The organism is Kitasatospora sp. NPDC002965 (assembly GCF_040611255.1).
Lineage (GTDB): Bacteria > Actinomycetota > Actinomycetes > Streptomycetales > Streptomycetaceae > Kitasatospora.
On sequence record NZ_JBEXNT010000011.1, the window covers coordinates 21,853 to 47,368 of the forward strand.

Below are 25,516 nucleotides of genomic sequence, written 5' to 3' on the forward strand. Positions count from 1 at the left end.
ACGCCCCGGTCGGACGCCACACTGTCGGGATGCAGGTACAGCTGGCAGGGGAAGCACGGCGGCCGGACCGCGAGAGCGAGGACTTCGCGGCCGCCACGTCGGAGGCGCTGGTGCTGCTCGACGGTTCGAGCTCGCCGACCGGTCTGGAGTCCGGGTGCCGCCACGGCACCGCCTGGTACGTCCGCAGACTCGGGGTGCACCTGCTGGCCAGGCTCACCGACCGGGCGGACCGCTCGATCGCCGAGTGCCTGTCCGACGCCATCGCGGAGACGGCCGCGCTGCACGGCGGCCGGTGCGACCTCGCCCACCCCAACACGCCCGCCGCGATGGTGGTCGCCGCCCGGAGACACGGCAGCGCGCTGGAGTACCTGGTGCTCGGGGACTCGCTGCTGGTGCTGGAGCCGAAGGACGGCCCGCCGCGGGTGATCGGGGACAACCAGCGCTTCCCCGGCGGCGAGGAGCTGCGCCGGCAGGTCTGGTCGACGGTGCCCGGGTCGGCCGAGCGCGCCGCGCTCCACCTGGAGTACGTGCGGGCGGTGCGGGCCGTCCGGAACTCGGGCCGCGGCCCGTGGATCGCGGCCGCGAGTCCGAAGGCGGCCGCGCACGCCGAGACCGGTTTCGTCCCGCTGGCCGCGCTGCGCGCGGTGGCCGCCCTGAGCGACGGTGCCTCGCGGTTCACCGAGCGTTTCGGCCTGGGGAGCTGGGGCGACGCGCTGCGGCTGCTGGCCGAGTCGGGCCCGGCCGAGCTGATCGCCCAGGTCCGCGCGGTGGAGCGGACGGACGAGTCCTGCGAGCGCTGGCCGCGCGGCAAGACGCACGACGACGCCGCGGCCCTCTACGCGCTGCTCTAGCCGGAGCCGGCAGCGGGTACGGGACCGCGGCGTCGTCGTGCGTCGGCGCAGGCCCGCCCCGGCCGTCCCCGACGTGCGGGGCCGGCCGGGTCGCGCGGGTCGCGCCGTACGGCCCTGCGGCCGCGCCGGGTCAGCGGCCGGGAACGATCCCGGCCGCTGTACGCCTTGTGGTGCTCGCAACCGTCACCGCGCTAAGGAAGGGCACCACGTGACCAACCCGAACGCCGACCACCATGCTGTCGTCCGCGCCGTCCCCCACCCCGGCGAATCGACGCCCGCGGCAACCCGATCACCTGCCTCCAGCGCTGAGCCCGACGCGACTGGTACCTCATCGAGGTCCGGTCCCAGGTCCTCGTCCGCTGCCGCTGCGCCTACGAGGGGTGAGAGCGTGACCTTGAGACGGCGACTTCGGCAACGCGTACAGCGGGCCCGAGACGGCATGGAAGAGCTTCGAGCACAGGTACCGGGGCCTCGGCTTCGACGGGCTGCTGGCCGGAACGACCTGGAACCAGGACAGCTGCGGGGCCACCACCGGGACGCGGTGGCCCCGCAGCGCGCATGCCCACGCCCACTCGGTCACCCGAGGACGGCGGCATCCAGGTGTGCCTGGACCGGCTCGAAGAGCCCGTACGGCACGTACGAGTGCTTCGGCCCGGCTAGCCCACGACCGACCAACTCCAGGGGCGTGGGCCGCGTTGCCCCTGCAGGCATGCGAGGCGGTGGTGGGCTTCCCTGCCGTGCCGTTTCGGGTCGGCGGCCGCGTGCTGGAGCGCGAAGCAGGTGACCCGAAGTTCGCGGATGTCGCGCAGGGTCGGGTAGCCGGCCCAGGTGGTGACGTCGGCGCCGTACGCCTCACAGAATGCGTCGTACTGCTGGTCGGAGACGGTGCTGAACGTGCTGTGCCCGACTGCGGTGGCGGTGAGGTCCCACTCGGGTGGGCCCAGGGAGGTCCGCTCGAAGTCGAGGAGATAGACGGTGGTGGGGGTGACGGCGACGTTGCCGCGCCAGGCGTCCCCGTGGACGACACTTTCCGGACGGCCGGCCGGAAGGCCGGACCAGGTGGTCCGGAGGTCAGCGAGGCGTCGGTGGAGCCATTGGCGTTGTTCGCTGTCGAGAGTGGCAGCGGCGTCGATCCGGGCTGCGAGACGGACGAAGGGATCGAGACGTCCCAAGGAGAATTCGGGGACGGGCAGTTCGTGCAGGCGCCGGAGAAGCGGCGCGATGTCTGCGACGGTTCCGGACCGGTGCTCGGGCAGCTCGTGCCAGAAGGTCACCGGGACTCCATCGACGTCCAGCGGCTCCCGTATGTGGTCGAGCGGTCGTACCGCCGGGACGTCGCAGGCACGCAGCCAGCGGGCGACGGCGAGTTCCCGAACGGCCGCCTCCCACTGTCCCTGCCGGCTGATACGGGCGACGACCTGGTTGCGTAGCCTCCACAGGGCGTTCTCGCCGATGCGGATGGGCTCGGCCTGCTCGGCCGACAGGCCTGCGGTGGCGCAGGCCTTCAGGAGCAGTGCGTGGGAGTCGTCGACGCTGGTCACACCGTCACGGTAGAGGTGATCTGCTCGCGCAGGTCGTGAACGTCGGGAATCGTGCGGTGGCGGTGCGCGACCCGTCCCAGCTCACCGAGGTCGTGGTTGGCCCGCAGGGATCGGAGCCGGCTGACCTCGGCGAGCGCGCGACGGCCCTCTGCCAGTGCCTGCTCGGGGTCGCCGACTGCCATCCGGAGGGAGGCCAGCTTGGTTCGGGAGAACGTTCGTGACCTGGCGAAGCCGTCGCCGTGGCTGTCGACGGCGGTCTGCAGTCTCAGGATGGCCTGCTGTGGAGGGTGACCGGCGAGTGCCAGGTCGAACAGGGCGTGACCGGTGTCGCCGTGATGCTGCGCGTCGTCGTAGTAGGCCATCCACGGACCCTCGTCGGTGGGGACGAGCGATTTGAAGGAGTCGTCGGAGTCGCCGATCGCGGCGAGCGTCTGCTGGGTGCGGCCCATCTTGGCGAGGGCCCGGGCGCGGGCGTTGTGGAGCATCGACCGTTCGGCGGGTGAGAGGCGGTCCGCTCGGGCGAGACCGAGCTCCGCGAGAGTGAGCCCGGAGTCCGGATCACCTCGCCACGTGGCCTGCCGGGAGCGGAGGTTGTAGGAGATCGCGCGGATCGGCCAGTTGTCCACTTCCTCGGCGCACGAGGTGGCGAAGGTGAAGAGGCGGTGGGCGTCGTCGTGGGCGAAAGCGTCGAAGGCCGCGGCTCCGACGACGGTGGCCAAGCGGCTGACAGCGGTGAAGAGTTCGGCCCTGAGCGGTGCCGGGCACCTGCTGTTCAGCAGGTTGGCCGCCCAGCGGAGTTGGGCGATCGCGGTGTCACGGACCCCGCCTCCTCCTCCATACAGGTTGTCCCAGCTGCGCAGGGTGGTCGCGGCGGTGCGGATCTGCTCGACGTCGGCAGGCCGCACCACGGCGGGCACAGCCGAGGCCGCCGCGGCGTTGACCAACTGGAGCAGAGGCCCGGCGGCAAGAGCGGCGCTGGTCGCGGCAAGGAAGTTCCGTCGTTCCATGGGATTGGACTCGTTCCACTCGGAGGCAGACCATGGCTCGTCCAGCGTGCCTCCGACCGCGGCCCGTCGGGGAGTGATGGTGAGCCTGCTGGGCGAGTTGTCCATTTCCCGGGAGCGGTTGTCTATTTCGGCCTGAGCTAATGCTCCGGCCTTGAGCGCCTGGCCTGGGCTGGCACCCGGCGCCCCTGGTGGGAGCTGGCCTTCGGCCGCTTCGCGACGGCCGGTGTGGACACCGACGTACTCGACGCCGTTCGAACCGCGACGCTGCTCGTCGGTAACGGCATCGCCCCTGCGGCACGAGGGGCCGGCGGAGTACTCCGCCGCATCCTTGCCACCGTTCCCGCCGACGCCGCACCGCTCGGGGTCAGCGCCCTGGTCCGGGCGAGTCACGGATTCTGGAGCCTCACCTCACCGATGGTCCTGCCGTGGCCCGAGGTCGCCTTCGTCATCGAGCGCGAGATCCACCGCCGCGACGCCACCTCTGCCACCCCTCTCGCGGGTCGAGGTCGACGACTTCTTCGGCCGTGAGGCAGGACGGGCAGTACTCGGAGTCCTGCGCCACTTCACTGCAGTTCGCTGTGGGGGGGGGGGGGGGGGGGGCCCGGGGCCCCCCCCCCCCCCCCCCCACCTGGGTTGAGATCAATTGGCGCCGGCAGGGATGGTTCCCAGGCGGCCGGCCTGGAAGTCCTCCATGGCCTGCTGGAGTTCGCGGTGGCTGTTCATGACGAACGGGCCGTAGTGGGCGACCGGCTCCCGGATGGGAAGCCCGCCGAGGAGGACGACCTCGAAGTTGGCGCTGCGGGAGTCCTGGGTCACGTCCGCCCGGATGGTGAGGGAGTCGCCCTCGCCGAAGACGACGGCCTGCCCCATGTGGAACGGGCGCCGTTCCACGCCCGCCGAGCCACTGCCGGCGAGGCCGTACGCCAGGCCGTTGAAGTCGGATCGCCAGGGCAGCGTGACCTGGGCGCCGGGGTTCACGGACAGGTGGATCATCGTGATGGGCGTGTGCGTGGCACCGGGGCCCTGGTAGCCGGCGATGTCACCGGCGATGAGCCGGATGAGCGCGCCGCCGTCCTGCGAGGCGAGCAGCTTCACGTTTCCGCCCCGGATGTCCTGGTACTTCGGCGCGATCATCTTGTCGGCGGCGGGCAGGTTCACCCAGAGCTGCAGCCCGTGGAACAGGCCGCCGGACATGACGAGCGACTCCGGCGGGGTCTCGATGTGCAGCAGGCCGGAACCGGCCGTCATCCACTGGGTGTCGCCGTCGGTTATGACACCGCCTCCGCCGTGCGAGTCCTGGTGGATGAAGGTCCCGTCGATGATGTACGTGACGGTCTCGAAGCCGCGGTGCGGATGCCAAGGGGTGCCCTTAGGCTCCCCAGCCGCATAGTCGACCTCGCCCATCTGGTCCATCATGATGAACGGGTCCAGGTACTTCTGGTTGACCTTCGCGAACGCGCGGCGGACCGGGAAGCCCTCGCCCTCGTAGCCTTCGGGGGCGGTGACCACCGAGAGGACGGGACGGGCGACGGCGGGGTCGGGGGTGGCGACGCGCGGGAGGATCAACGGGTTGTCGACGGTCACGGCGGGCATGTCGGCCTCCTTCGGGGTTTCCTCTGGCCTACGTCCACGAGATTAGTTCAATTCTCAACAAGAGGCAAGTTGAATTTTGAACCATCTGGTCGGGGCGGAGCCGCGGCCTCCCGCGCGCCCCTCCTAGCCGTACATCCGGCGCATGGTGAAGTCGACCATCTGTTCGACCGCCTTGGCGTCGAACACCATCCGGTGCTCGCCCTCCATGTCCAGTGCGAAGCCGTACCCCGTCGGCAGCAGGTCCAGGACCTCGGCGCCGGTGACGGTGAAGTGCTTGGAGTCCTTGCCGGCGTACCGGCGCAGCTCCTTCAGCGAGCTGAACATCGGGATCACCGGCGTCGGCGTGTTGTGCAGCGCCAGGAAGCCGGGCCGCTCGCCGCGCGGACAGTGCACCTTGGAGGTGATGAAGATGGCCTGGAAGTCCTCCACCGCCATCGAGCCGGTGGTGAAGGCCCGGACGGCGTCCGCGAGTGAGGGTGGCGACGGTTCCGGGTAGAGGGACTGCTGTGCGCCCGGCGGCTGCTCGCCGTACGGGCCGGGGCCGGGCATGCCGTTCATGCCCGGCTGCGGCCCCGCCTGCTGGTAGGGATCGCCCGGGTATGCGTTCTGGTCATAGCCGTACACACGGACAGGCTATCGGGAGCGCGGCCACCCGTGCGGGCGCCGATCCTGACAAGGAGTGGTCGGTCCGGGTTGTGGGACGTGACCACGTTCATAGCGAATTCCTCCGAGGATTCCCGGGTGAGGGCTTGAAACAAGTTACCGCCGGGTAGCATCATGATGCGTACTGGTGGGTACGGGGCGCCCGAACGCGGCGGTCTCCCGGAAGCGACGAACCGGAGAAAACGGCGATGGGTCACTACAAGTCCAACCTGCGGGACGTGGAGTTCAACCTCTTCGAGGTGTTCGGCCGCGAGCAGGTGTACGGCACCGGACCGTTCGCGGACATGGACGTCGAGACCGCGAAGAACATCCTGAGCGAGATCGCGCGCCTCGCCGAGAACGACCTCGCCGCGTCCTTCACCGACACCGACCGCAACCCGCCGGTCTTCGACCCGGAGACCAGCACCGCGCCGATCCCGGCCGCGTTCAAGAAGAGCTACCAGGCCTTCATGGACGCCGAGTGGTGGCGCCTGGGCATCCCGGAGTCGATCGGCGGCCAGGTCACGCCGAACTCGCTGATCTGGGCGTTCGCCGAGCAGATCCTCGGCTCGAACCCGGCCATCTGGATGTACTCCTCCGGCCCGGCCTTCGCCGGCGTCATCGCCGAGGAGGGCACCCCGGAGCAGCTGGAGGTCGCCAAGCGGATGACCGACCGCCTCTGGGGCTCCACCATGGTCCTCACCGAGCCCGACGCGGGTTCGGACGTGGGCGCCGGCCGCACCAAGGCGATCAAGCAGGAGGACGGCTCCTGGCACATCGAGGGTGTGAAGCGCTTCATCACCTCGGGCGAGCACGACATGTCCGAGAACATCATCCACCTGGTGCTGGCCCGCCCCGAGGGCGGCAAGCCGGGCACCAAGGGCCTGGGCCTCTTCATCGTCCCGAAGTTCGACTTCGACTGGGAGACCGGCGAGCTCGGCGAGCGCAACGGCGTCTACGCCACCAACGTCGAGCACAAGATGGGCCTCAAGGCCTCCAACACCTGCGAGATGACCTTCGGCGCCAAGCACCCGGCCAAGGGCTGGCTGCTCGGCGAGACCGTCGACGGCATCCGCCAGATGTTCAAGATCATCGAGTTCGCGCGCATGATGGTCGGCACGAAGGCCATCGCCACCCTCTCCACCGGCTACCTGAACGCCCTGGAGTACGCCAAGGAGCGCGTGCAGGGCGCGGACATCTCGCAGTTCCTGGACAAGACCGCCCCGCGCGTCACCATCACCCACCACCCGGACGTGCGCCGCTCGCTGCTCACCCAGAAGGCGTACGCCGAGGGCATGCGCGCCCTGGTGCTCTTCACCGCGTCCACCCAGGACGACATGGCCGCCGCCCGCCTGCGCGGCGAGCACGACGAGGCCGCCGAGCGCCTCAACGACCTGCTCCTCCCCATCGTCAAGGGTTACGGCTCGGAGAAGTCCTACGAGCAGCTCGCCCAGTCCCTGCAGACCTTCGGCGGCTCCGGCTACCTGCAGGAGTACCCGATCGAGCAGTACATCCGGGACGCCAAGATCGACACCCTCTACGAGGGCACCACGGCCATCCAGGGCCAGGACTTCTTCTTCCGCAAGATCGTCAAGGACGGCGGCCAGGCGCTCACCGCCCTGTCCGAGCAGATCCAGAAGTTCCTCGCCTCGGCCGAGGGCGGCGACGCCCTGGCCACCGAGCGCGAGCTGCTCGCCAAGGCCGCCGGCGACCTGGAGGCCATCATCGGCAAGCTCCTCGCCGACCTCTCCTCGGTCGAGCAGGACGTCAAGAACATGTACAAGGTGGGCCTCAACACGACCCGCCTGCTGATGGTCTCCGGCGACGTCGTGGTCGGCTGGCTGCTGCTCCGCCAGGCCGCGGTGGCCCTGGCCAAGCTGGAGGCCGGTGCCTCGGAGAAGGACGTCGCCTTCTACCAGGGCAAGGTCGCGGGGGCCCGCTTCTTCGCGAAGAACATCCTGCCGACCGTCACCCCGCAGCGCCTGATCGCCGAGGGCATCGACAACGAGATCATGGATCTCCCGGAGGAGGCGTTCTGACGCCGCCCGCACTGACTGCCTGACCCCACCCTCACGCCGAAGGGCCCGGTGCACCCCGGGCCCTTCGGCGTACCCGGTTCCGGCGGGGCGGCCCCGGCGGGGCGTGCGCGGAGGCGGACGGTAGCCTGACGCCGAGCCATCGGGGCGGGCGTCAACTCCCCTGCGGCGGCCGGACCCGCCGGGTCCGGACTTCCGTCCGGCCGTCAGTTCACGGTTGCGTCAGCGTTCTGCATCCGTTGGGCTGCTCCGAGTGTCATGTCCGTGTACGGGCATATGCTCAAGGTGCGAAGCCGTTCCCCCATTTCGGCTCCGGCCCTCCCTCGACCCAGGAGCAGCATGTCGACCGCCGCCCGCCAGGCCTTCTTCGACCGGACGCACACCGATGACCTGATCGCCTTTCTCGGAACCTCGCCGTCGCCCTACCACGCGGTCGCGAGCGCTGCCGAGCGACTGGAGAAAGCGGGTTTCCGGCAGGTCCTGGAAACGGACGCCTGGGACGCGACGACCGGGGGCCGGTACGTGGTCCGGGGCGGCGCGCTGATCGCCTGGTACGTCCCGCACGGCGCGGGCCCGGAGACACCGTTCCGGATCGTGGGCACCCACACCGACTCGCCGAACCTGAGGGTCAAGCCGATCCCCGACACGGGTTCGGCGGGCTGGCGCCAGGTCGCGGTGGAGATCTACGGCGGAGTGCCGCTCAACACCTGGCTCGACCGGGACCTCGGCCTCTCCGGCCGGCTCACCCTGCGTGACGGCAGCAAGCGGCTGGTCCAGCTGGACGAGCCGCTGCTGCGCGTGCCGCAGCTGGCGATCCACCTGGACCGGCAGGTCAACGAGGGCATGAAGCTGGACAAGCAGCGTCACCTCACCCCGATCTGGGGCCTCGGGCCGGTCGACGAGGGCTCGCTGATCGAGTACGTCGCCCGGCGGGCCGGGGTCGAGGCGGCCGACGTGGTCGGCTGGGACCTCATGACGCACGACGTCCAGCCCGCCTCCTACCTGGGCCGGGACCGCGAGCTGCTGGCCGGTCCGCGGCTGGACAACCTGCTCTCGGTGCACGCCGCCGCCGTGGCACTGGCCGCCGTCGCCACCGCGGCCGAGACGGACGGCGTCGAGCTGCCCTACATCCCGGTGCTGGCCGCGTTCGACCACGAGGAGACCGGCAGCGAGTCGGACACCGGCGCGCAGAGCCCGCTGCTCGGCAACGTGCTGGAGCGCACCGTGTACGCGCGCGGCGGCGGCGTGGAGGACCGTGCCCGGGCGCTGGCCGGCACCGTCTGCCTCTCCTCCGACATGGGGCACGCCGTCCACCCGAACTACAGCGAGCGGCACGAGCCGGGTCACCACCCGATGCCGAACGCCGGGCCGATCCTCAAGGTCAACGTCAACAACCGGTACGCGACGGACGGCGTCGGCCGGGCCGTCTTCGCGGCGGCCTGCGAGAAGGCCGGCGTGCCGTGGCAGACCTTCGTCTCCAACAACGCCATGCCCTGCGGTACGACGATCGGTCCGATCACAGCAGCCCGGCTCGGCATCCAGACCGTGGACTGCGGCATCGCCGCGCTCTCCATGCACTCGGCACGCGAACTGTGCGGGGCGGACGACCCGTACCTGCTGGCCGGCGCGATCAAGGCCTTCCTGGAGGGCTGACGCGCCACAGCACGACGGCGCCGCGCGACGGCGCCGCAGCACGACGGCGCCGCACACGGAAGGGGCCCGGCGGATTCGCCGGGCCCCTTCCGCAGGTCGGGCCCTCGGGCCCCGGTCGGGCCGGTGCCTACTCCAGGCCCGCCAGCACCAGCGGCAGCCGGCGCGCGCCGTCGGCGCCGAGCGTCACCGGCACACCCCAGTCCTGCTGGTGGACGTGGCAGGCCGGGTACTCGACCGCGGGGTCGTCGTCGCAGGACGCCGCCATCGCCGAGACGTGCAGCACGCCCTCGGTCACCCGGTCGGAGAGCACCAGCTCGCGGGAGAGCGCGGTGTCCGCGCCCGCGCCGGAGACCAGCAGCTCGGGCGGGGTCGCGCTGACCAGCAGCCGGGTGGAGGGGCCGTACCGCTCGTCCAGCTTCTGGCCGGTGGGCGCCGAGAAGACCACGTCCAGCCGGAACGCGCCCGGCGCGACCTCGGTGGCGGCCCGCCGGGTGCGGTGCGCGACCGCGTCCACCTGGACGGCCTCCTCGGGCAGCCGCAGCCTGGTCAGCCGGTGCCGGGCCGACTCGATCACCACGATGTCGCCGTCGACCAGGACGGCGCCGGACGGCTCGCGCAGGTCGGTGGCGAGCGTGGTGACTTCGCCGCTCGCCGGGTCGAAGCGGCGCAGCGCGTGGTTGTAGGTGTCGCTGACGGCAACCGAGCCGTCCGGCAGCACGGTGACGCCCAGCGGGTGCTGGAGCAGTGCCTGCCCGGCCGCGCCGTCCCGGTGCCCGAAGTCGAACAGGCCGGTGCCGACGGCCGATTGCACGGTCTTGGTTTCACGTGAAACCCAGCGCAGCGCCGAGGTCTCCGAATCGGCGACCCAGAGCCGCTCGCCGTCCGCCGAGACGGCCAGCCCGGACGGCTGGGCGAACCAGGCCTCGGCGGCCGGTCCGTCGACCAGGCCCTCGTTGGTGGTGCCCGCCGCGACGCCCACCGTGGCGGTGGCCGGGTCGTACGACCAGAGCTGGTGGACGCCGGCCATGGCGATCCACACCCGGCCGTCGAACCAGGCGACGTCCCACGGCGAGGAGAGGTCCACCTCACGGGCCGGACCGTCGGTCGCGGACCCCTGCCACCACTGCTTCCCGGTGCCCGCCAGGGTGGTCACCCCGCCGTCCGAGAGCCGGACGCCGCGCAGCGCGTGGTTGACGGTGTCGGCCACGATCACGTCGTACGCGGAGCCGGCCGGCAGCAGCGCCAGTCCCTGCGGCTCGCTGAACCGGGGTGCGGTGCCGTCCACCAGCCCGCGCACGCCGTCGCCGATCCGGCGGACCACGGTCTCGCCGTCCGCCTCCAGCTCGACCAGCGAGTGGTGGCCGGAGTCCGCCACCAGGAAGTGGCCGTTCGGGAGCAGGACCGCCTTGCCGGGGAACCGGAGGTCCCCGGCGGTCGGCTCGGGCGCCACGTACGGGCCGTCGCCGCGCCGCAGCGTCCCCTTCGCCGCGTGCTCCGCCTCCAGCTCCTCGACCAGCCGCGCGATGGCGTGCGCGTGCCCCTCGCCGGCGTGCTGGGCGACGACGTACCCCTCGGGGTCGATGACCACCAGCGTGGGCCAGGCACGCACCGCGTACTGCTTCCAGGTGACGAGCGCCGGGTCGTCCAGCACCGGGTGGTGCACCTCGTACCGGGCGACGGCGTCGACCACGGCCCGGTGGTCGGCCTCGTGCACGAACTTGGGGGAGTGCACGCCGACGATCACCACGGTGTCGCGGTGCTTCTCCTCCAGCTCGCGCAGCTCGTCCAGGACGTGCAGACAGTTGACGCAGCAGAAAGTCCAGAAGTCTAGTACGACACACTTACCTCGCAGGTCGGCAAGCTTGAGTTCCTTGCCGCCTGTGTTGAGCCATCCGCCGGCGCCGACCAGCTCGGGGGCGCGGACACGTGCACGAGAAGCCATGCCCCAATCAAACATCACGGGCGATGTCCGCATTCCGGAGCAGGGTTCATGCCGTGGAGCGGGGCCTGCGCTGATGCTTGGCGGCCTTGTAGGCATCGACGGACTTGCGTGACGAACGCCAGACTCCGTCGGTGCCCTGTGCGGCGTTCAGGCGGCCGCGCTGAGCCGCCTGCCGGAGCGCGGCGAGGGACAGCTCTTCGGCGACGAGCGCGGCGAGCGGGACCATCCTGGCCGGGCCGGCCACGTTGGGGCGCGGCGTCGGCGTATCCCTGAACCTCGTTGTACTCACTGAGCGGCTTTGCTCCGACGGCTCGCCCTTGGTCCAGGAGCGCTTGCACTTCACGCAGGACCAGCGTGTTGCCTTCGAGCGCGGTGGAGTGGTGTGCTTCCTGGTGCCAGATGTCGTCCCAGATCTCCCGCGCTTCTCTGGGGTTGGGGAGTCAGCCGAAGCGCTCGTTCAGCTAGGTCAGCGCGCCGGCGAGTCGGTTGTAGACGGTACTGCGGCTGGGCCTGCCTCGTCCGGCCAAGGTCGCTCTCCCCAGAGTTGATACATGCCATGAGTGGCTAATTGAACTAATCAACTTTAGGAGCCGCCGAAGGCTTGACCCGTTCTGTCGGCCCTGTGGCGGAGAGATCCCGGCGGAGGCGGAAATCCAGGGCTGTGGTCCTGCTCCGGAAGGCGGCGAGGGCGTCCGCGCCGACTCTGCCGTGCCGTCCGCTCCACGGTCGGGGTGGGGCGGGGGTGGAGCGGACGGGGGTGGGGCGGGGGTTACCGGGGGCCGCCGGCGAGGGCCGGGTCGGTCCGGGGCTCGGCCTTCGGCGCGGTGCCGGTACCGGTACCCGCCTCCACGGCCGGGTCGGCCGGGCCCTTGCGGGCGGCGCGGGCGTCGAACCACTTGATCAGGCGGCGGCCGACCTCGATCATCGGCGTCTCCACGCGGCGGTGCAGCGCGTCGGCGGCGAACAGGGCGACCAGGCAGGCGGCCGTCGCGAACAGCGGGGACTGCCCGGAGATCCACGGCGCCAGGGTGACGGCGACGGGCACGGCCGTGGCCTGGAGCAGGTACAGCCCGTAGGAGCGTTCGCCGACGAAGACGAGCGGGCGCAGCGAGAGCACCCAGCGGCCCGGGCCGGGAGCCATCAGGGTGGGCAGCAGGAGCGCGACGCCGACGCCGTACAGGAACACGGTGGGCCGTTCGTCACCGAAGTGGGCCGTGATGTCGGGGATGTGCTGGTGCAGGACGACGAATCCCGCGCCGGCGACCACGCCCACCACCGGGTGGGTGAGCGGACTCAGCAGGGCGAAGCCCAGGCGGTGGTGCAGCACGACGGCGAGCAGGGCGCCGGTGAGCAGCACCGAGTAGTGGATGCCCATCCCCTCCCAGGTCGTGTTGTACGGGATCAGGACGAGCACGATGGCGGCCACGGCGAGGGGCGTGCGGAGCTTCTCGGAGATCAGGCCGACCAGGATCAGCGCGAGCGGCCAGACCAGGTAGAACTTCTGCTCGATGCCGATGGTCCAGGTGTGCAGGTACGGGGTGTCGCCGGCCAGCTGGTACTCGTTCATGAAGCCGAGGAAGTGCGGCAGGTGGTTCATCAGGACGTTCCAGCTGTACCCGGACCGGTAGACCGCGAGCATGGTGATCAGCAGCCCGACGTAGTACAGCGGCACGATCCGGAATATTCGCCGGATGTAGAAGTTCCGCAGCGAGATCCGCCCAGTCCGGTCCTTCTCACGCAGCATCAGGGTCGTGATGAGGAAGCCGGAGAGGACGAAGAAGGTGTGGACGCCGATCCAGCCGGAGAGGAACTTCGACTGCGGGCCGCCGTAGTGGAAGAAGACCACGATCACGGCGGCGATCGCGCGCAGGCCGTCCAGTGCGTCGAACCTCCTCATGGCGAGGAACTCGGCGTGGGTCAGTCTGCGCATGGCGGGTCTCCGGGACGGTACGGGCAGGGTCGGTGCGGGGAGCGACGGGCAGGGTCGGTGCGGGGAGGGCGGTACGAGGGGCGTACGGGGTGGTGCGGGGCGCTTCGGGGCAGGTGCCGTCGGCGCGGCACCCGGGAGGGCCCGCTCGATCGGGGCACCCGACATCATGACCGACCGTGCCCGTTCTTGACCATCCTGTGCCGGGCGTGAAGGTTCCGTGTACCGAGGGCCGCCGACGGGCCCGTCCTAGACGATGACGTGCGGGAGGAAGCGGGCGCCCTGGTGGGTGATCGGGCTGTCGTCGGTCTCGCGGATCCCGAGGCCCGCCGACTCGCCGTCCACCACCCAGGTGCCGAGCACCGGGCGGTTGCCGTCGAAGTCGGGCAGCGGGTGCAGCTGCTGGTAGCAGTGGCCCTCGGCGCCGTAGCGGTCCGGGTCGCCGGCCCACTCGGCGAGGAGGGTCTCGCGGCCGCCCGGTTCGACGATCCGCACGCCGGCGCCCTCGCGGCCGAGCAGCGGCTTGGCCGCGTAACCGGGCCCGTCCGGGTCGGCGAGTTCGCGCGGGCCGTCCAGGTAGGCGGGCAGCAGGTTGGGGTGGCCCGGGAACAGCTCCCAGAGCACGGCCAGCAGCGCCTTGTTGGAGAGCAGCATCTTCCAGGCCGGCTCGATCCACAGCGTGGAGCCGGTGGAGCCGCCGTGGTCGATGACGTCCAGCAGCTGGGGGCCGAACTCGTCGGAGGCCAGCCACTCCCACGGGTAGAGCTTGAACGCGGCGCGGACGAAGCGGTGTTCGAGATCGACGAAGCGGCCCGAGAGAGGATCCCAGCCGATGTCCTCCATGGCGATGCCGACGGTCTCGATGCCGGCCTGCTCGGCGCACTCCTGGAGGTAGAGGGTCGTCATCCAGTCCTCGCCCTCGGTGTCGCCGCGCGAGTGCGCGAAGTGCACCGGGCCGGGTGGCAGCAGGTGCTTCTGCCGGGTCCAGGAGGCCACCAGCCGCTCGTGCAGCGAGTTCCACTGGTCGGCGCCCGGGAACCGCTCCTCCATCCAGAACCACTGCGGGCCGGCCGCCTCGATCAGCGAGGTCGGGGTGTCGGCGTTGTACTCGAAGAGCTTCGCCGGCCCGGTGCCGTCGTACGCGAGGTCGAACCGCCCGTAGAGGGCGGGCTGTTCGTCGCGCCGGCGCCAGGACTCGGCGACCGCGGCGGCCAGCCGGGGGTCGGTGATGCCGTAGTCGGCGAACCGGCCGGTGCGGACCACGTGGTCGGCGGCGGCCAGGCACAGTTCGTGCAGCTCCTCGACGACCTCCTCCAGCGCCTCCACCTCGGGCAGCGAGAACTCGTAGTACGCGGACTCGTCCCAGTAGGCGTGCGGGCCGCCCTGGTTGCAGGGGTCGGAGCACATGGCGTAGATCAGGCCCTGGCTCTCCACGGTGGCCAGCCAGTCCGGGCGCGGGGTGACGGTGCGGCGGCGCACGGCGGATCAGCCCCCGCCCGAACCGCTGGAGCCCGACGGGCAGCCGAAGCCGCCGCGCTTGGTGGCGGCCTTGTCGAACGTGCCGCCGAGGGCGGTCGCGGAGCCGGAGCCGCAGTAGTACCAGCGGCCCGCGGTGCCGGTGCCGGTGCCGGTGCCGGTGCAGGCGTGCCGGTCCAGCACCTTGAGGGTGCCGGGGTCGACGCAGCGGCTCGGCGGGTTGCTGCCGGAGGAGGACGAGCAGCCGGACAGGGCCAGAGCGAGCGTGCCGACCATGCCGAGGGTGACGAAGCCCGAGCGGCGGCGCCCGGCCGGCGCCACGGCGGAGGGCGTGGTGGCAGGCTCCGCGACGGCGGGGGGCGGGGCGGCGTCCGGGGCCCCGGCGTCCGGAATCCGGGCGGGTGCGTCCGGTCTCGGAGCGGGGGCGGCGGGCAGGGACTGCGTCATGGCGCCCGATGGTACGCGCGGTGCCGGATGGTACGGGAGGGGGGCCCGTTCCCCGGCCGCGGCCGGGTCCGATGGGATATCTTTTGCCGATCCTTGACCGTGGGACCGCGCCGGACGGCGGTCGGCCCAGCGACACACGTGCAACCGGGGGACGGACACCCATGAACGACATCCTGAACGGTCTCGGCGCGGCTGCCGCATTCGGCGGGGTCGGCGTGGTGCTGCTGCTCCTCGGCATCCTCCTGGTGGACCTCCTGACGCCGGGCAAGCTCGGCCGGCAGATCTGGGTGGAGCGCAACCGCAACGCCGCCGTGCTGCTCAGCTCGGCGCTGCTCGGCATCGGCGGCATCGTCTTCACCGCGATCCTCTACACGTACGAGGACTTCGGGAAGGGCCTGGCCTCGACGATCAGCTTCGGCGTGCTGGGCCTGGTGCTGATGGCCGTCGCGTTCTGGGTGGTGGACGTGCTGACGCCGGGCAAGCTCGGCGCGATCCTGGTCGACCCGGAGCCGCACCCGGCGGTCTGGGTGACCGCCAGTTGCAACCTCGCGGTGGCGGCGATCGTGTCGGCGTCGATCGCCTGACGTCCGCCTGCCTGTCTGTCTGCCTGCCTGTCCGTGCGCCGGTCCTGACGACCGCCCCTCCGATGTGACCGCCCGTTCGTCCCGAGTGGGCGGGCGGCGCGGGCACGCCCGGGCGCGCGGGCTCCCGGGCGCGTGCCCTCAGGCCGGCAGCTGGCCCGGCACGGCGTGCGGGTCGGCGCCCAGGACGTGCTCGCGCCCCCAGGCGCCGAGCGGGGCCAACGCCTCGTTGAGCCGTTCCCCGACCGCCGTCAGCGAGTACTCGACCCGCGGCGGCACCTCGTCGTACGACTCGCGGTGCACGACACCGTCCGTCTCCAGCTCGCGCAGGTGGGCGGCGAGCACCTTCTCGGTGATCCCCGGTACCCGGCGGCGCAGCTCGCCGAACCGGCAGTCCGGCCGCTCGGCCAGCGCCCAGAGGATCAGGACCTTCCACTTGCCGCCGATCACGTCCATCGCGGCGTCGATCCCGCACACGTACGCGCCGGGCCTCGGTACGGTCGCCATGCCCCCACCTCTCCGACCTGTTCGCTCACCCCAGGGTAACCACCCACTTCGAAGTGCGTACTTGAGCGTTCCGGCGCCCGGGGGCGAGCCTGACCGGCATGACAGAGAACGCAGCCGACACCGTTTCGAAGACCCCCGTCACCCTGCTCGGCCTCGGCGCGATGGGCACCGCGCTGGCCGACGCCTGGCTCGCCGCCGGGTACCCGCTGACCGTCTGGAACCGCACCGCCGCCCGCGCCGAACCGCTCGCCGCCCGGGGCGCAGCGGTGGCCTCCACCGCTGCCGCGGCGGTCGCCGCCAACCGGCTGGTGGTGGTCTGCCTGCTCGACGACGCCTCGGTCGAGGAGGCGCTCGCCGACGCCGACCTGACGGGCAAGGACGTCGTCAACCTGGTCACCGGCACGCCCGGTGAGGCCCGGGCCCGGGCCGCCTGGGCCGCCGGCCGCGGCGCCCGGTACCTGGACGGCGGGATCATGGCCGTCCCGCCGATGATCGGCGTCCCCGCGGCCGGGCCGTACGTCTTCTACAGCGGCTCGCGCGCGCTGTTCGAGGACCACCGGGAGGTTCTGGCCGCCCCGGCGGGCACCGACTACGTCGGCGAGGACGCCGGGCTCGCCGCGCTGCACGACGTGGCGCTGCTGAGCGCGATGTACGGCATGTTCGCCGGTGTCGCGCACGCCTTCGCGCTGGTCCGGGCCGAGTCCGTCGCCCCGGGCGGGTTCGCGCCGCTGCTCACGTCGTGGCTCACCGCCATGACGGGTTCGGTGGCGACGACCGCCGCGCAGCTGGAGGCCGGCGACTACACCCGGGGCGTGGTCTCGAACCTCGCCATGCAGGTGGCCGGGGTGCCGACCTTCCTGCGCACCGCCGAGGAGCAGGGCGTCAGCCCGGAGCTGCTGACGCCCTACTTCGCCCTGATGCAGCGGCGACTGGCCGAGGACGGCCGGAACGGCGGCGAGGACCTCACCGGCGTGATCGACCTGCTGCGGCGGTAGTGGCGGGCCAGGCCGGGTCGGCGGGCGCGGTGGGCGTGGCGGTGGTGGCGGGCGTGGCGGCGGGTCAGCCCGCCGCCGGGCGGTCGGTGGCCGGGCGGCGGCGGAGGGCCGGGTCGGTGAGGGCGGGCGGTCGCCAGACGCCGTCCGGGTGGTAGAGGTCGGTGCCGGGCGGGACGACGGCGTCGATCCGGTCGAGGGTGGCGTCGTCCAGCACGAGGTCGGCGCCCTTGAGGGCCGACTCCAGCTGGCCGAGGGTGCGCGGGCCGATGATCACCGAGGTGACCGCCGGGTGCGCGAGCGGGAAGGCGATGGCCAGCTCCGGCAGGGTGCGGCCGAGGCCCTCCGCGACGGCGGTCAGCTCCTCGACGGCGTCCAGCTTGGCCGCGTTGACCGGGAGCGACGGGTCGAACCGGGCCGGGGTGAGGGCGGCGCGGCCGGTGCTCAGGTCGATCGGCCGGCCCTTGCGGTAGCGGCCGGTGAGGAAGCCCGACGCGAGCGGGGACCAGGTCAGCGCGCCCATGCCGAGCCGTCGCACGGTCGGCAGGACGTGCCGCTCGACGCCGCGGGCGAGCAGCGAGTACGGCGGCTGCTCGGTCCGGAAGCGGGGCAGGCCGCGCCGCTCGGACACGTGGTGGGCCTCGACGATCTCCTCGGCGGGGAAGGTCGAGCAGCCGAAGGCGCGGATCTTGCCGGCCCGGACCAGGTCGCCGAGGGCGGAGAGGGTCTCCTCGACGTCGGTGCGGTGGTCGGGCCGGTGCACCTGGTAGAGGTCGATCCGGTCGGTGCGCAGCCGGCGCAGGCTCTCCTCGACCTCCCGGACGATCCACCGCCGGGAGTTGCCGCCCCGGTTGCGGCCCTCGCCCATCGGGAAGTGCACCTTGGTGGCGAGGACGACGTCGTCGCGGTCGCCCCGGGCCTGCAGGGCCTTGCCCACGATCTCCTCGGACTCGCCGCCGGAGTACATGTCGGCTGTGTCGACGAAGTTGATGCCCGCGTCGAGGGCGGTGTGGATGATCCGGGCGCAGTCGTCGTGGTCGGGGTTGCCGACCGCGCCGAACATCATGGTGCCGAGGCAGTAGGTGCTCACCTCGATGCCGGTGCCGCCGAGGATGCGGTAGCGCATGGTTCTCGTCCCCCTGGTGACGGGTGGTGGTGCGTGCTTCGGGAACGGCGGCGTGTCGGGAACGGCGGTGCCGCCGGTTCCGCCCGTTCCGCCGGTGCCGCCGGTGCGGGGCGGCTGTGGTGGGCGCCCGTTCCGCCCGGCGCCCTCGGTGCCGACGCTACGGGCTGGAGCGCGCTCCAGGGCAAGGGACGGGCGCGCGTCGGGGACGGCGTGGCGAGGGCGGAGCGCGGCGGCGCCGCCGGTGGCGGGCTCCCCCGGTGGCGGGCTCCCCCGGTGGGGGGAGCGGGTTCGTCCGGGCGGGGGAGGTCCGGGCCGGGGGGCCGGTGCGAGCGTGAGGGCATGACGACGACGAGCGGGTGGACGACGGGGCGGGGGCCGGCGAGGTGGGTCACCGACGGGCGGGCCGCGGCCGGGTGGGGCGTCGCGTACACGGCGCTCGGTGTCGGCTGCGCGGTGAGCGGGACGGCGCTGTTCGGTGCCGGCTGGGTGGGGTGGGCGGTGGCGGCGGTCGGCCTGGCCGCGGCGGTGACCGGCGCGGCGGTGGCCGTGTCCGGGCCGCGTCCGGTGCTGCGGACGGCCCTCTGGGTACTCTGCGCATCGGCGGGGGCGGGGGCGTTCAGCCTGCTGATGGACGTGGTCACGCTGCTCTTCGGCCAGGGTGTGGACAGCGTGCCGGGTGCGGCGCAGCACGTGCTCGCGGCGCTCGGGGCGGTGCTGCTCGCGGGGACGGCGCGGGCCGGGGCGGCGGCTCCGTCGTCGCGGGGCGTCCCGTCGGGGCCTGCCGCGCTTGGGCAGGCAGCGCCCCCGGTGGTCCAACTGGCGGCCTGGGCCGGGACCGTGGCATTCGTCCCGTACGTCGTGATGAAGCTGACCTGGGCGTTCGGCGGTACCTTCGCCGGGGTGAGCGGCGCCGAGATGCGGGCCGCGTCCGAACGCAACGGTGCCTCCGGGCTCTGGCTGGCCCTGGAGTCCTGGGGCCTGGACCCGACCGCGCTGCTGGCGGCGCTCGGGGCGTTCCTGCTGTGGGGCCTGGTCCGGCCCTGGGGGCAGGTCTTCCCGCGCTGGACCCTGCTGCTGAGCGGCCGTCGTGTGCCCCGTCCCCTGCCGCTCCTCCCCGCCCTGCTGGGAGCCGGGACGCTCGCGCCGTACGGCGTGGTCGGCGTGGGGTACGCCGCACTCGCCACGGCGGGCGTGGTCGAGGTCCGGGTCGGGGACTTCCCGACGGCGGGTGACGCCCTGCTGGTCTGCTGGATCGGCCTGGGCGCCTTCGCGGTCTACGGGGCGGCGCTGGCGGTGGCCGCCCGCGACTACTGGCGGCGCACGCGCTGAGCGCCCGGCGCCTGTTGCGGAAACGGCAACGAAAGTTGCCCGGCGGGCATCGTTCACCGCAGCCTGGCGGTGGAGGTGATCGCCGTGAGCGACCAGCAGATCAGTCCGGGGGCGGAGAGCCGCCGGGACCGGACCGACCGTGCCGACGGGACCGACCGTACGGACGGCTTCGAGGGCTTCGAGGGCTTCGCGGGAGCCGACGCCGTCGGTGCCGAGGGCCGTGACCCGGGGGACTACGACGTGGTGGTGGTCGGCGCGGGCGCGGCCGGCCTGAACGCCGCGCTGGTGCTGACCCGGGCGCGCCGCCGGGTCGCCGTGGTGGACACCGGCCGACCGCGCAACGCGCCCGCCGCCCACATGCGGGGCTTCCTCTCCCGGGACGGGATGTCCCCGGCCGCGCTGCTGGCGGTCGGCCGCGAGGAGGTCGAGGGGTACGGGGGCGACCTCCTCGATGCCCGGGTGGACCGCGTCGAGCCGGTCCCGGGCGTCCACCACGGCGCCGGCGCCCCGCCCGCGGGCTTCCTCGTCCACCTGGCCGGCGGCCGGGTGCTGCGGGCCCGCCGGGTGGTCGTCGCCACCGGCCTGCGCGACGGACTGCCGGATCTGCCCGGCCTGGCCGAGCGGTGGGGCCGCGACGTGCTGCACTGCCCGTACTGCCACGGCTACGAGGTCCGTGACCGGCCGCTCGGCGTCCTGGGCACCCACCCGGGCTCGGTGCACCAGGCGCTGCTCGTCCGGCAGTGGTCGGCCGACGTGGTGTTCTTCCCGCAGGCCGTGGAGCTCTCCGACACCGACCGGGCCCGGCTCGACGCCCGGGGCGTGCGCGTCGTCGAGGGTCCGGTCGCGCGGGTGGTCGTCGAGGACGACCGGCTGCGCGGGGTCGAACTCGCCGACGGCCGGGCGGTGCCCCGCGAGGCGGTCTTCCTCTTCCCGCAGATGGTGCCCCGGGACGCGCTGCTGTCGGACCTCGGCTGCGAGCGGGACGCCCAGGGCTGGGTGACCACCGACGGCGCGGGCCGCACCGGCGTGCCGGGCGTCTGGGCGGTGGGCAACGTCGCCGACCCGCGGGCCCAGGTGGTCACCGCCGCCGGGGCGGGGGCGGCGGCCGCGTTCGCGATCAACCACGACCTGGTGGACGAGGATGTCGAGCGGGCACTCGCCGCCGTCCCGGCCCCGACCACCGCCATCGCCGCCACCACCGCTGTACCGCAGTGAAGCCGACCACCGACGGAACGGAGTACGCCATGCCGCACGACCACTCCCACCAGGACCCCGGGCACCGGGAAGGGAACGGCCGGGTCCACGGTCCCGCCGACACCCCCACTCCCACCCACGGCCACACCCACGGCCACGGCCACCACCAGGGCCCCGGAACGGACTTCGACTGGGACGCCCTCGCCGCCCACCTGGAGCGCGAGGCCGAACTCCGGGCCTCCGCCGTCACCGAGGCCGCGCGCTGGCTCCGCGGGCTGCTGGACGGTGTCGCGGTCGACCGGGTGCTCGACGTCGGCAGCGGCCCCGGGGTGATCGCCGGCCTGCTCGCGGACGCCTTCCCGTCCGCCGAGGTGGTCGCCGTCGACCAGTCCGCCGCTCTGCTGGACCGCGCCCGGGCCCGCTCGGCCGGTCGGATCACCACCCAACAGGCCGACCTGCCCGACGACTTCACCGCCCTGGGCGCCGCCGACCTGATCTGGTCCGCCAACGCGATCCACCACCTGGGCGACCAGCAGGCCGCGTTGACCGCCCTGGCCGGGGCGCTGCGCCCGGGCGGTCTGCTGGCCGTGGTCGAACGCGGCCTGCCCGCGCGCTTCCTCCCCCGCGACCTCGGGCTCGGCCGCCCGGGACTCCAGGCCCGGCTGGACGCCGCCCACGAGGACACCTTCAGCGGCATGCGGGCCGAACTGCCCGGCTCGGTCGCCACGGTGGAGGACTGGCCGGCCATGCTGGCCGCGGCGGGCCTCGTCCCGAGCGGGACGCGGACGTTCCTGGCCGACCGTCCGGCCCCGCTGGACGGGCCGGCCCGCGAGTACCTGCACGTCAGTCTCGCCCGCCGCCGGGACCAGCTGGCCGAGCAGCTGGACGCCGACGACCGGGCGGTCCTCGACGCCCTGCTCGACCCCGAGGCCCCCACCGGCATCCTGACCCGCCCGGACGCCTTCTACCTCACCGCCGTCACCGTCCACACCGCCCGCGCGGCCGGCGCGCGGTAGCCGTGACACCGGCCCCGCTCCTTCGAACGAGGGAGCGGGGCCGGTCGGCGTTTCGGCCCGTCGGCCGGCCGGTCAGTGGCCCGGCGGGGTCCAGTCGGCGGGCAGGCCGGACTGGGTCAGGACGTCGGCGAGGCTGTAGTGGTCCTGGTCGGAGGTGATCCGGCCGCGGCGGTCGACGTCGAGCAGGGTGGTCATCGGCACGGCGAAGGCCTTGGGCGCGCCCTTGAGACGGCCGGCGTAGACGGTCTCGACGGTGATGCGCCCGCCGTTGCGGTGGGTGGCGCGCACGGTGACGTGGACGTTGTCGATGAGGCTGTCCGCGCGGGCCTTCCACCCGGCGATCTCCCGGCGGCCGTGGAAGGTGACGCCCACGCCGAGGTCGGTGTAGACGCCGTCGGCGGTGAACAGGGCGCCGAGCGCCCGGGGGTCGGTGCCGTTCCAGGCACAGGCCCAGTCGGCGACGATCCTCGGCGGTCGCCGTCCGGCGTCGTGGGCGTCCTGGGCGGCGAAGGCGGTGGTGGCGGGCGCGGCGGACAGAGCCGCGGCGGCGATCAGGGTGGTCATGGCGCGGGGCAGACGGGACATCGTGGTGGGTCCTTCTTCGGAGGGGGCCGGGTGAGGTCTGGGTGAGGGGCCGGGCTAGGCCGGTTGACGGCGGTGCCCGGGGCGCGTGCGTCAGTCCCGGTCGGCGTCCGGGCCGCTGTCGGGGATCCAGGAACCGTGGAGTCCGGCGCTCACCCGGTGGGGCAGGTGGACGGTGGCGATGCGTTCGAGGCCGGCGGCGTCGAGGACCAGCAGCTGCGAGGCGTCCTGCTTGAGATCGGAGACCACGGTGAGCAGGTAGCCGTCGTCCTCACCGGTCGCCCCGGCGGCGGGGACGAAGACGGCTTCGCCGGGCATCCGGGCGTCGCCGACCTGCCGGATGCGGCGGGCACCGGTGACGCGGTCGTACTTGACCACCCCGTAGCCGCCGAAGCCCTTCTCGTCGGGGAAGGCGACGGCGTACTGGTAGCGGTTCTCGGCGCCCAGGTACGCCTCGTTGAGGGTCGGGAACTCCACGGGCAGGTCGTCGACGATGCGCTCGTCGACGCTGCCGGCCGCCAGGTCGATCACCCAACGGCGGGTGTAGGAACGGGAGACGGGCTCGCTGCCGCGTCCGGGAGCGCCGATCCACCAGTTCCAGGAGAGCCGGAATCCGTCCCGGTCCACGGTGGGGCCCTCCAGGACGATGCGGCCCTGGCCGTCCTCGTAGGCGTTGGCGACGTGCAGCATGTTGCCCGGTTCGACCGAGAACCAGCGGACCTGCCGGGCGCCGTCGTTTCCGCGCGGCATGACGCCGATCCGGGCGGGCTGCTGGTCGTCCCAGCCGTAGGGGATGCCGGAGTGGTCGGTGGGGTCGAAGGTGACGTTGCCCTCGACGAAGACCACGTGCCGGCGGGTGATGGCGAAGTCGTGCTTCAGCGCGCCGGTCGCGCCGGGGACCTCGGCGCTGTGGACGATCTCGCCCTTGGCGTCGGCGACGTAGTACGTCAGGAACGGCGGGAGGGGCGAGGACCCGAAGAAGTGGAGCTCGCCCGTCGCCGGGTCCTCCTTGGGGTGCGCGGTCATCGCGGTGCGCAGCTTGCCGCGGAAGTCGTAGGCGCCGACGGTGTCGAGCTCCCGGGTGAGTTCGAAGGGCAGGTTCGCCTCGCAGAGGGCGAGCAGCCGTCCGGCGTGCTCGATCACGTGGGTGCCGGCGGCGCTGGCGGTGAGGTCGGGCCCGCGTTCGGTCATGTAGGGCGCGCCGTCCAGGGCGGGGGTCCGGACCCAGCGGTTGCGGTACCACTCGGCGCGGCCCTCGCGCAGCCTGATGCCGTGGACCATGCCGCTGCCCTTGAACCAGTGGGTGGGGGTGACGCCGGGCTTGGGGTTGTGGCCGTTGCGCAGGAGCCGGCCGGTGAGTTCGGTGGGCAGGGTGCCCTCGACGGTGAGGCCGGTGACGGCGACCTCGTCGGTGACGGGGGTGAAGTGGCCGGTCAGGTACGGCTTCGCTGTGGTCATGGCGGGAGTCCTTCCGGTGAAGTGCGTTGCGTGTGAGGGGAGTTGCGAGGGGATCTGTGTGGGAGAGGGGTTGAGCTGGGCGGGCGCGGGTCCCGGGGGAGTCAGGCGGTTCGCGGGTCGGGCGCCGGGAGGGGAGCGGCGGTCACGGCCCTCAGGCCGGCGGTCCGGGTGAGGAGCAGCGTGAGGAGTGCGGTGGCCGCCGCGACGGAGGCGGAGACGGCGAAGGCGGTCCGGTACCCGGCGGTGAGGGCCTCCAGGTGGGGCCGGTGGGTGGCCGCGTGGGCGGTCACGGATCCGGCCAGCGTGGTCAGGACGGCGAGGCCGATCGCGCCGCCGACCTGGCGGGTGGTGTTGACCAGTCCGCCGGCCAGTCCGGCGTCCCGGGGCGGGACGCCGTCCACGGCGAGGGCGGTGAGCTGGACGAAGGCGGTGCTCAGGCCCAGGCCGATCAGGATGCTCGGCCCGAGGACGTCGGTGAGGTAGCTGCCGTCGGTGTCGATCCGCGACAGCCACAGCAGGCCGGCGGCTTCGGTGAGCAGGGCGGCGATCACGGTCGTGGCCGCGCCGAGGCGCCGGGAGACGCGCGGCGCCAGGGCGGCGCCGATCATGTTGGCTGCCGCGAGCGGGAGTTGGCCGGCTCCGGTGGCCAGCGGGCCCGATCCGAGGACCTGTTGCTGGTAGAGCGGAAGGAAGAAGAACAGGGCGATCCACACGGAGCCCAGCAGCGCCATCAGCAGGTTGCCGGTGGCCACCCGGCCGGTGCCGAGCAGCCGGGGCGGTAGCAGTGCGTTCGGCCGGCGGAGCTCGATCACGGCGAAGACCGGGAGCAGGACGGCGGCTGCGCCCAGGGCGCCGACGACCCGGCCGTCGCTCCAGCCGGCGCCGCGTGCGGTGGTCAGGCCCCAGACCAGGCAGGTCAGGGCGAGGGTGACGGTGGCGGTGCCCAGCAGGTCGAACCGCGCCTCCTCCCGCCCGTCCTTCTGCCCCGACCCGCTCACCTGCCCGCTCGCCTGCCGGGGCGCCGGCGGTACGAGGGCCGCCACGGCGGCCAGGACCAGCGCCGACCCGAGCGCGACCGCGTGGAAGATCCAGGGCCAGCCCCGTGCCTGGGTGAGCACACCCCCGAGCAGGACGCCGCCCGCTCCGCCCGCGCCGGAGACCGCGCCCCACACCCCCAGGACCCGGCCGCGCCCGGGGCCGGAGGGGAACTGCTCCATCGCCAGGGCGAGCGCGGCCGGGGCGATCGCCGCCGCGGCGAGGCCCTGGGCGGCACGGGCGCCGATCAGCACGTCCGAGGTGGCGGCCAGTCCCGCCGCCGGCGAGGCCGCGGCGAACAGCGCGAGCCCGGCGAGCAGGACCCGGCGGCGGCCGAGCAGGTCGGCCGCCCGGCCGCCCGCCAGCAGCAGTGCCCCGAACGCCAGACCGTAGGCGTTGACCACCCAGGTGACCGCGCCGTCCGAGAGGCCGACCCCGGCGCGGATCTGCGGCAGCGCCACGTTCACGATCGAGGTGGCGAGCATGACGGTGAACTGGGCCGCGGCGAGCGCCGCGAGCGCCGCTCCCGGCCGGGGGGACCGGCCTGCCGCCGGCTCCGTCTGCGTGCGTGCAACGTTCAT

The 25,516-nt window shown here is 73.0% G+C and carries 23 protein-coding genes; 9 read left to right on the plus strand and 14 right to left on the minus strand.

What is annotated here, in order from left to right:
- Nucleotides 1-29: 29 nt before the first annotated feature.
- Entirely contained in the window at nucleotides 30-851 is an 822-nt protein-coding gene (locus tag ABZY91_RS07220; protein WP_329949701.1) for an integrase, read from the plus strand.
- Between the two features lie 656 nt (nucleotides 852-1,507).
- Here the strand turns inward: ABZY91_RS07220 and ABZY91_RS07225 are convergent.
- Together ABZY91_RS07225 and ABZY91_RS07230 are read right to left on the minus strand one after the other, a co-directional pair.
- On the minus strand, nucleotides 1,508-2,392 hold the full coding sequence (locus tag ABZY91_RS07225) for an aminoglycoside phosphotransferase family protein (RefSeq protein WP_355400464.1): 885 nt from the start codon (nucleotides 2,390-2,392) through the stop codon (nucleotides 1,508-1,510).
- A complete protein-coding gene (locus ABZY91_RS07230; RefSeq protein ID WP_355400466.1) occupies nucleotides 2,389-3,399 on the minus strand; it encodes a hypothetical protein in 1,011 nt (336 codons plus the stop codon). Before ABZY91_RS07230 ends, ABZY91_RS07225 begins: the two co-directional genes overlap by 4 nt.
- Nucleotides 3,400-3,624: 225 nt before the next feature.
- Here ABZY91_RS07230 and ABZY91_RS07235 point away from each other — a divergent pair, with 225 nt between their 5' ends.
- Nucleotides 3,625-3,927, plus strand: coding sequence for a hypothetical protein (locus ABZY91_RS07235; protein ID WP_355400468.1), 303 nt, complete (start codon nucleotides 3,625-3,627; stop codon nucleotides 3,925-3,927).
- 111 nt (nucleotides 3,928-4,038) lie between these two features.
- Here the strand turns inward: ABZY91_RS07235 and ABZY91_RS07240 are convergent, their stop codons facing one another.
- Together ABZY91_RS07240 and ABZY91_RS07245 are read right to left on the minus strand one after the other, a co-directional pair.
- A complete protein-coding gene (locus tag ABZY91_RS07240) occupies nucleotides 4,039-4,992 on the minus strand; it encodes a pirin family protein (RefSeq protein ID WP_355400470.1) in 954 nt (317 codons plus the stop codon).
- 123 nt (nucleotides 4,993-5,115) lie between these two features.
- Nucleotides 5,116-5,550 (minus strand): SseB family protein, encoded by a 435-nt coding sequence (locus ABZY91_RS07245; RefSeq protein ID WP_329884991.1) that lies wholly within the window; start codon nucleotides 5,548-5,550, stop codon nucleotides 5,116-5,118.
- Between the two features lie 293 nt (nucleotides 5,551-5,843).
- On the opposite strand from ABZY91_RS07245, the gene ABZY91_RS07250 reads away from it, so the two are divergent.
- Nucleotides 5,844-7,673, plus strand: coding sequence for an acyl-CoA dehydrogenase (locus ABZY91_RS07250; RefSeq protein WP_355400472.1), 1,830 nt, complete (start codon nucleotides 5,844-5,846; stop codon nucleotides 7,671-7,673).
- A 336-nt stretch (nucleotides 7,674-8,009) separates the two neighbouring features.
- Nucleotides 8,010-9,323 (plus strand): M18 family aminopeptidase, encoded by a 1,314-nt coding sequence (locus tag ABZY91_RS07255; RefSeq protein WP_329884665.1) that lies wholly within the window; start codon nucleotides 8,010-8,012, stop codon nucleotides 9,321-9,323.
- A 127-nt stretch (nucleotides 9,324-9,450) separates the two neighbouring features.
- On the opposite strand, the gene ABZY91_RS07260 is transcribed toward ABZY91_RS07255, so the two are convergent.
- From ABZY91_RS07260 to ABZY91_RS07280, 5 genes are all read right to left on the minus strand, one after another.
- Entirely contained in the window at nucleotides 9,451-11,265 is a 1,815-nt protein-coding gene (locus tag ABZY91_RS07260) for an NHL domain-containing thioredoxin family protein (protein ID WP_355400474.1), read from the minus strand.
- Nucleotides 11,266-11,311: 46 nt separating this feature from the next.
- A complete protein-coding gene (locus ABZY91_RS07265) occupies nucleotides 11,312-11,554 on the minus strand; it encodes a hypothetical protein (protein ID WP_355400476.1) in 243 nt (80 codons plus the stop codon).
- A gap of 480 nt (nucleotides 11,555-12,034) precedes the next feature.
- Nucleotides 12,035-13,195, minus strand: coding sequence for an acyltransferase (locus ABZY91_RS07270; protein WP_329884649.1), 1,161 nt, complete (start codon nucleotides 13,193-13,195; stop codon nucleotides 12,035-12,037).
- Nucleotides 13,196-13,441: 246 nt separating this feature from the next.
- The gene (locus ABZY91_RS07275) at nucleotides 13,442-14,671 is read right to left on the minus strand and encodes a glutathionylspermidine synthase family protein (RefSeq protein ID WP_355400478.1); all 1,230 of its coding nucleotides are present in this window, start codon (nucleotides 14,669-14,671) and stop codon (nucleotides 13,442-13,444) included.
- Between the two features lie 6 nt (nucleotides 14,672-14,677).
- The gene (locus ABZY91_RS07280) at nucleotides 14,678-15,115 is read right to left on the minus strand and encodes a hypothetical protein (RefSeq protein WP_355400480.1); all 438 of its coding nucleotides are present in this window, start codon (nucleotides 15,113-15,115) and stop codon (nucleotides 14,678-14,680) included.
- 161 nt (nucleotides 15,116-15,276) lie between these two features.
- On the opposite strand from ABZY91_RS07280, the gene ABZY91_RS07285 reads away from it, so the two are divergent.
- A complete protein-coding gene (locus ABZY91_RS07285; RefSeq protein WP_329884643.1) occupies nucleotides 15,277-15,699 on the plus strand; it encodes a DUF350 domain-containing protein in 423 nt (140 codons plus the stop codon).
- Nucleotides 15,700-15,837: 138 nt separating this feature from the next.
- Here ABZY91_RS07285 and ABZY91_RS07290 read toward each other — a convergent pair whose 3' ends face one another.
- Complete coding sequence (locus ABZY91_RS07290) at nucleotides 15,838-16,203, minus strand: helix-turn-helix domain-containing protein (protein WP_355400482.1); 366 nt, start codon at nucleotides 16,201-16,203, stop codon at nucleotides 15,838-15,840.
- 98 nt (nucleotides 16,204-16,301) lie between these two features.
- Between ABZY91_RS07290 and ABZY91_RS07295 the strand changes: the two genes are divergently transcribed.
- The gene (locus tag ABZY91_RS07295; protein ID WP_355400484.1) at nucleotides 16,302-17,198 is read left to right on the plus strand and encodes an NAD(P)-binding domain-containing protein; all 897 of its coding nucleotides are present in this window, start codon (nucleotides 16,302-16,304) and stop codon (nucleotides 17,196-17,198) included.
- Between the two features lie 64 nt (nucleotides 17,199-17,262).
- Here the strand turns inward: ABZY91_RS07295 and ABZY91_RS07300 are convergent, their stop codons facing one another.
- Nucleotides 17,263-18,321, minus strand: a complete 1,059-nt coding sequence (locus ABZY91_RS07300) for an aldo/keto reductase (protein WP_329884637.1) — start codon at nucleotides 18,319-18,321, stop codon at nucleotides 17,263-17,265.
- Nucleotides 18,322-18,660: 339 nt separating this feature from the next.
- On the opposite strand from ABZY91_RS07300, the gene ABZY91_RS07305 reads away from it, so the two are divergent.
- From ABZY91_RS07305 to ABZY91_RS07315, 3 genes are all read left to right on the plus strand, one after another.
- Nucleotides 18,661-19,650, plus strand: a complete 990-nt coding sequence (locus ABZY91_RS07305) for a hypothetical protein (RefSeq protein ID WP_355400487.1) — start codon at nucleotides 18,661-18,663, stop codon at nucleotides 19,648-19,650.
- A gap of 240 nt (nucleotides 19,651-19,890) precedes the next feature.
- Nucleotides 19,891-20,865 carry an NAD(P)/FAD-dependent oxidoreductase gene (locus tag ABZY91_RS07310; protein WP_355400579.1) on the plus strand — a complete coding sequence of 325 codons (975 nt, stop codon included), beginning with the start codon at nucleotides 19,891-19,893 and terminating at the stop codon, nucleotides 20,863-20,865.
- Between the two features lie 29 nt (nucleotides 20,866-20,894).
- Nucleotides 20,895-21,860, plus strand: coding sequence for a class I SAM-dependent methyltransferase (locus ABZY91_RS07315; RefSeq protein ID WP_355400489.1), 966 nt, complete (start codon nucleotides 20,895-20,897; stop codon nucleotides 21,858-21,860).
- 72 nt (nucleotides 21,861-21,932) lie between these two features.
- Here ABZY91_RS07315 and ABZY91_RS07320 read toward each other — a convergent pair whose 3' ends face one another.
- The 3 genes from ABZY91_RS07320 to ABZY91_RS07330 form a co-directional block, all read right to left on the minus strand.
- Entirely contained in the window at nucleotides 21,933-22,445 is a 513-nt protein-coding gene (locus tag ABZY91_RS07320; protein ID WP_355400491.1) for a nuclear transport factor 2 family protein, read from the minus strand.
- 90 nt (nucleotides 22,446-22,535) lie between these two features.
- Complete coding sequence (locus ABZY91_RS07325; protein ID WP_355400493.1) at nucleotides 22,536-23,900, minus strand: carotenoid oxygenase family protein; 1,365 nt, start codon at nucleotides 23,898-23,900, stop codon at nucleotides 22,536-22,538.
- Between the two features lie 101 nt (nucleotides 23,901-24,001).
- Nucleotides 24,002-25,516, minus strand: coding sequence for an MFS transporter (locus ABZY91_RS07330; protein ID WP_355400495.1), 1,515 nt, complete (start codon nucleotides 25,514-25,516; stop codon nucleotides 24,002-24,004).

Coding starts and splice junctions, on each gene's coding strand:
- ABZY91_RS07300 (WP_329884637.1), bottom strand. CDS start 18,321: ATGCGCTACCGCATCCTCGGCGGCACCGGCATCGAGGTGAGCACCTAC.
- ABZY91_RS07230 (WP_355400466.1), bottom strand. CDS start 3,399: ATGGAACGACGGAACTTCCTTGCCGCGACCAGCGCCGCTCTTGCCGCC.
- ABZY91_RS07280 (WP_355400480.1), bottom strand. CDS start 15,115: ATGACGCAGTCCCTGCCCGCCGCCCCCGCTCCGAGACCGGACGCACCC.
- ABZY91_RS07330 (WP_355400495.1), bottom strand. CDS start 25,516: ATGAACGTTGCACGCACGCAGACGGAGCCGGCGGCAGGCCGGTCCCCC.
- ABZY91_RS07285 (WP_329884643.1), top strand. CDS start 15,277: ATGAACGACATCCTGAACGGTCTCGGCGCGGCTGCCGCATTCGGCGGG.
- ABZY91_RS07325 (WP_355400493.1), bottom strand. CDS start 23,900: ATGACCACAGCGAAGCCGTACCTGACCGGCCACTTCACCCCCGTCACC.
- ABZY91_RS07295 (WP_355400484.1), top strand. CDS start 16,302: ATGACAGAGAACGCAGCCGACACCGTTTCGAAGACCCCCGTCACCCTG.
- ABZY91_RS07245 (WP_329884991.1), bottom strand. CDS start 5,550: ATGAACGGCATGCCCGGCCCCGGCCCGTACGGCGAGCAGCCGCCGGGC.
- ABZY91_RS07240 (WP_355400470.1), bottom strand. CDS start 4,992: ATGCCCGCCGTGACCGTCGACAACCCGTTGATCCTCCCGCGCGTCGCC.
- ABZY91_RS07305 (WP_355400487.1), top strand. CDS start 18,661: ATGACGACGACGAGCGGGTGGACGACGGGGCGGGGGCCGGCGAGGTGG.
- ABZY91_RS07220 (WP_329949701.1), top strand. CDS start 30: ATGCAGGTACAGCTGGCAGGGGAAGCACGGCGGCCGGACCGCGAGAGC.
- ABZY91_RS07270 (WP_329884649.1), bottom strand. CDS start 13,195: ATGCGCAGACTGACCCACGCCGAGTTCCTCGCCATGAGGAGGTTCGAC.
- ABZY91_RS07315 (WP_355400489.1), top strand. CDS start 20,895: ATGCCGCACGACCACTCCCACCAGGACCCCGGGCACCGGGAAGGGAAC.
- ABZY91_RS07260 (WP_355400474.1), bottom strand. CDS start 11,265: ATGGCTTCTCGTGCACGTGTCCGCGCCCCCGAGCTGGTCGGCGCCGGC.
- ABZY91_RS07250 (WP_355400472.1), top strand. CDS start 5,844: ATGGGTCACTACAAGTCCAACCTGCGGGACGTGGAGTTCAACCTCTTC.
- ABZY91_RS07255 (WP_329884665.1), top strand. CDS start 8,010: ATGTCGACCGCCGCCCGCCAGGCCTTCTTCGACCGGACGCACACCGAT.
- ABZY91_RS07320 (WP_355400491.1), bottom strand. CDS start 22,445: ATGTCCCGTCTGCCCCGCGCCATGACCACCCTGATCGCCGCCGCGGCT.
- ABZY91_RS07290 (WP_355400482.1), bottom strand. CDS start 16,203: ATGGCGACCGTACCGAGGCCCGGCGCGTACGTGTGCGGGATCGACGCC.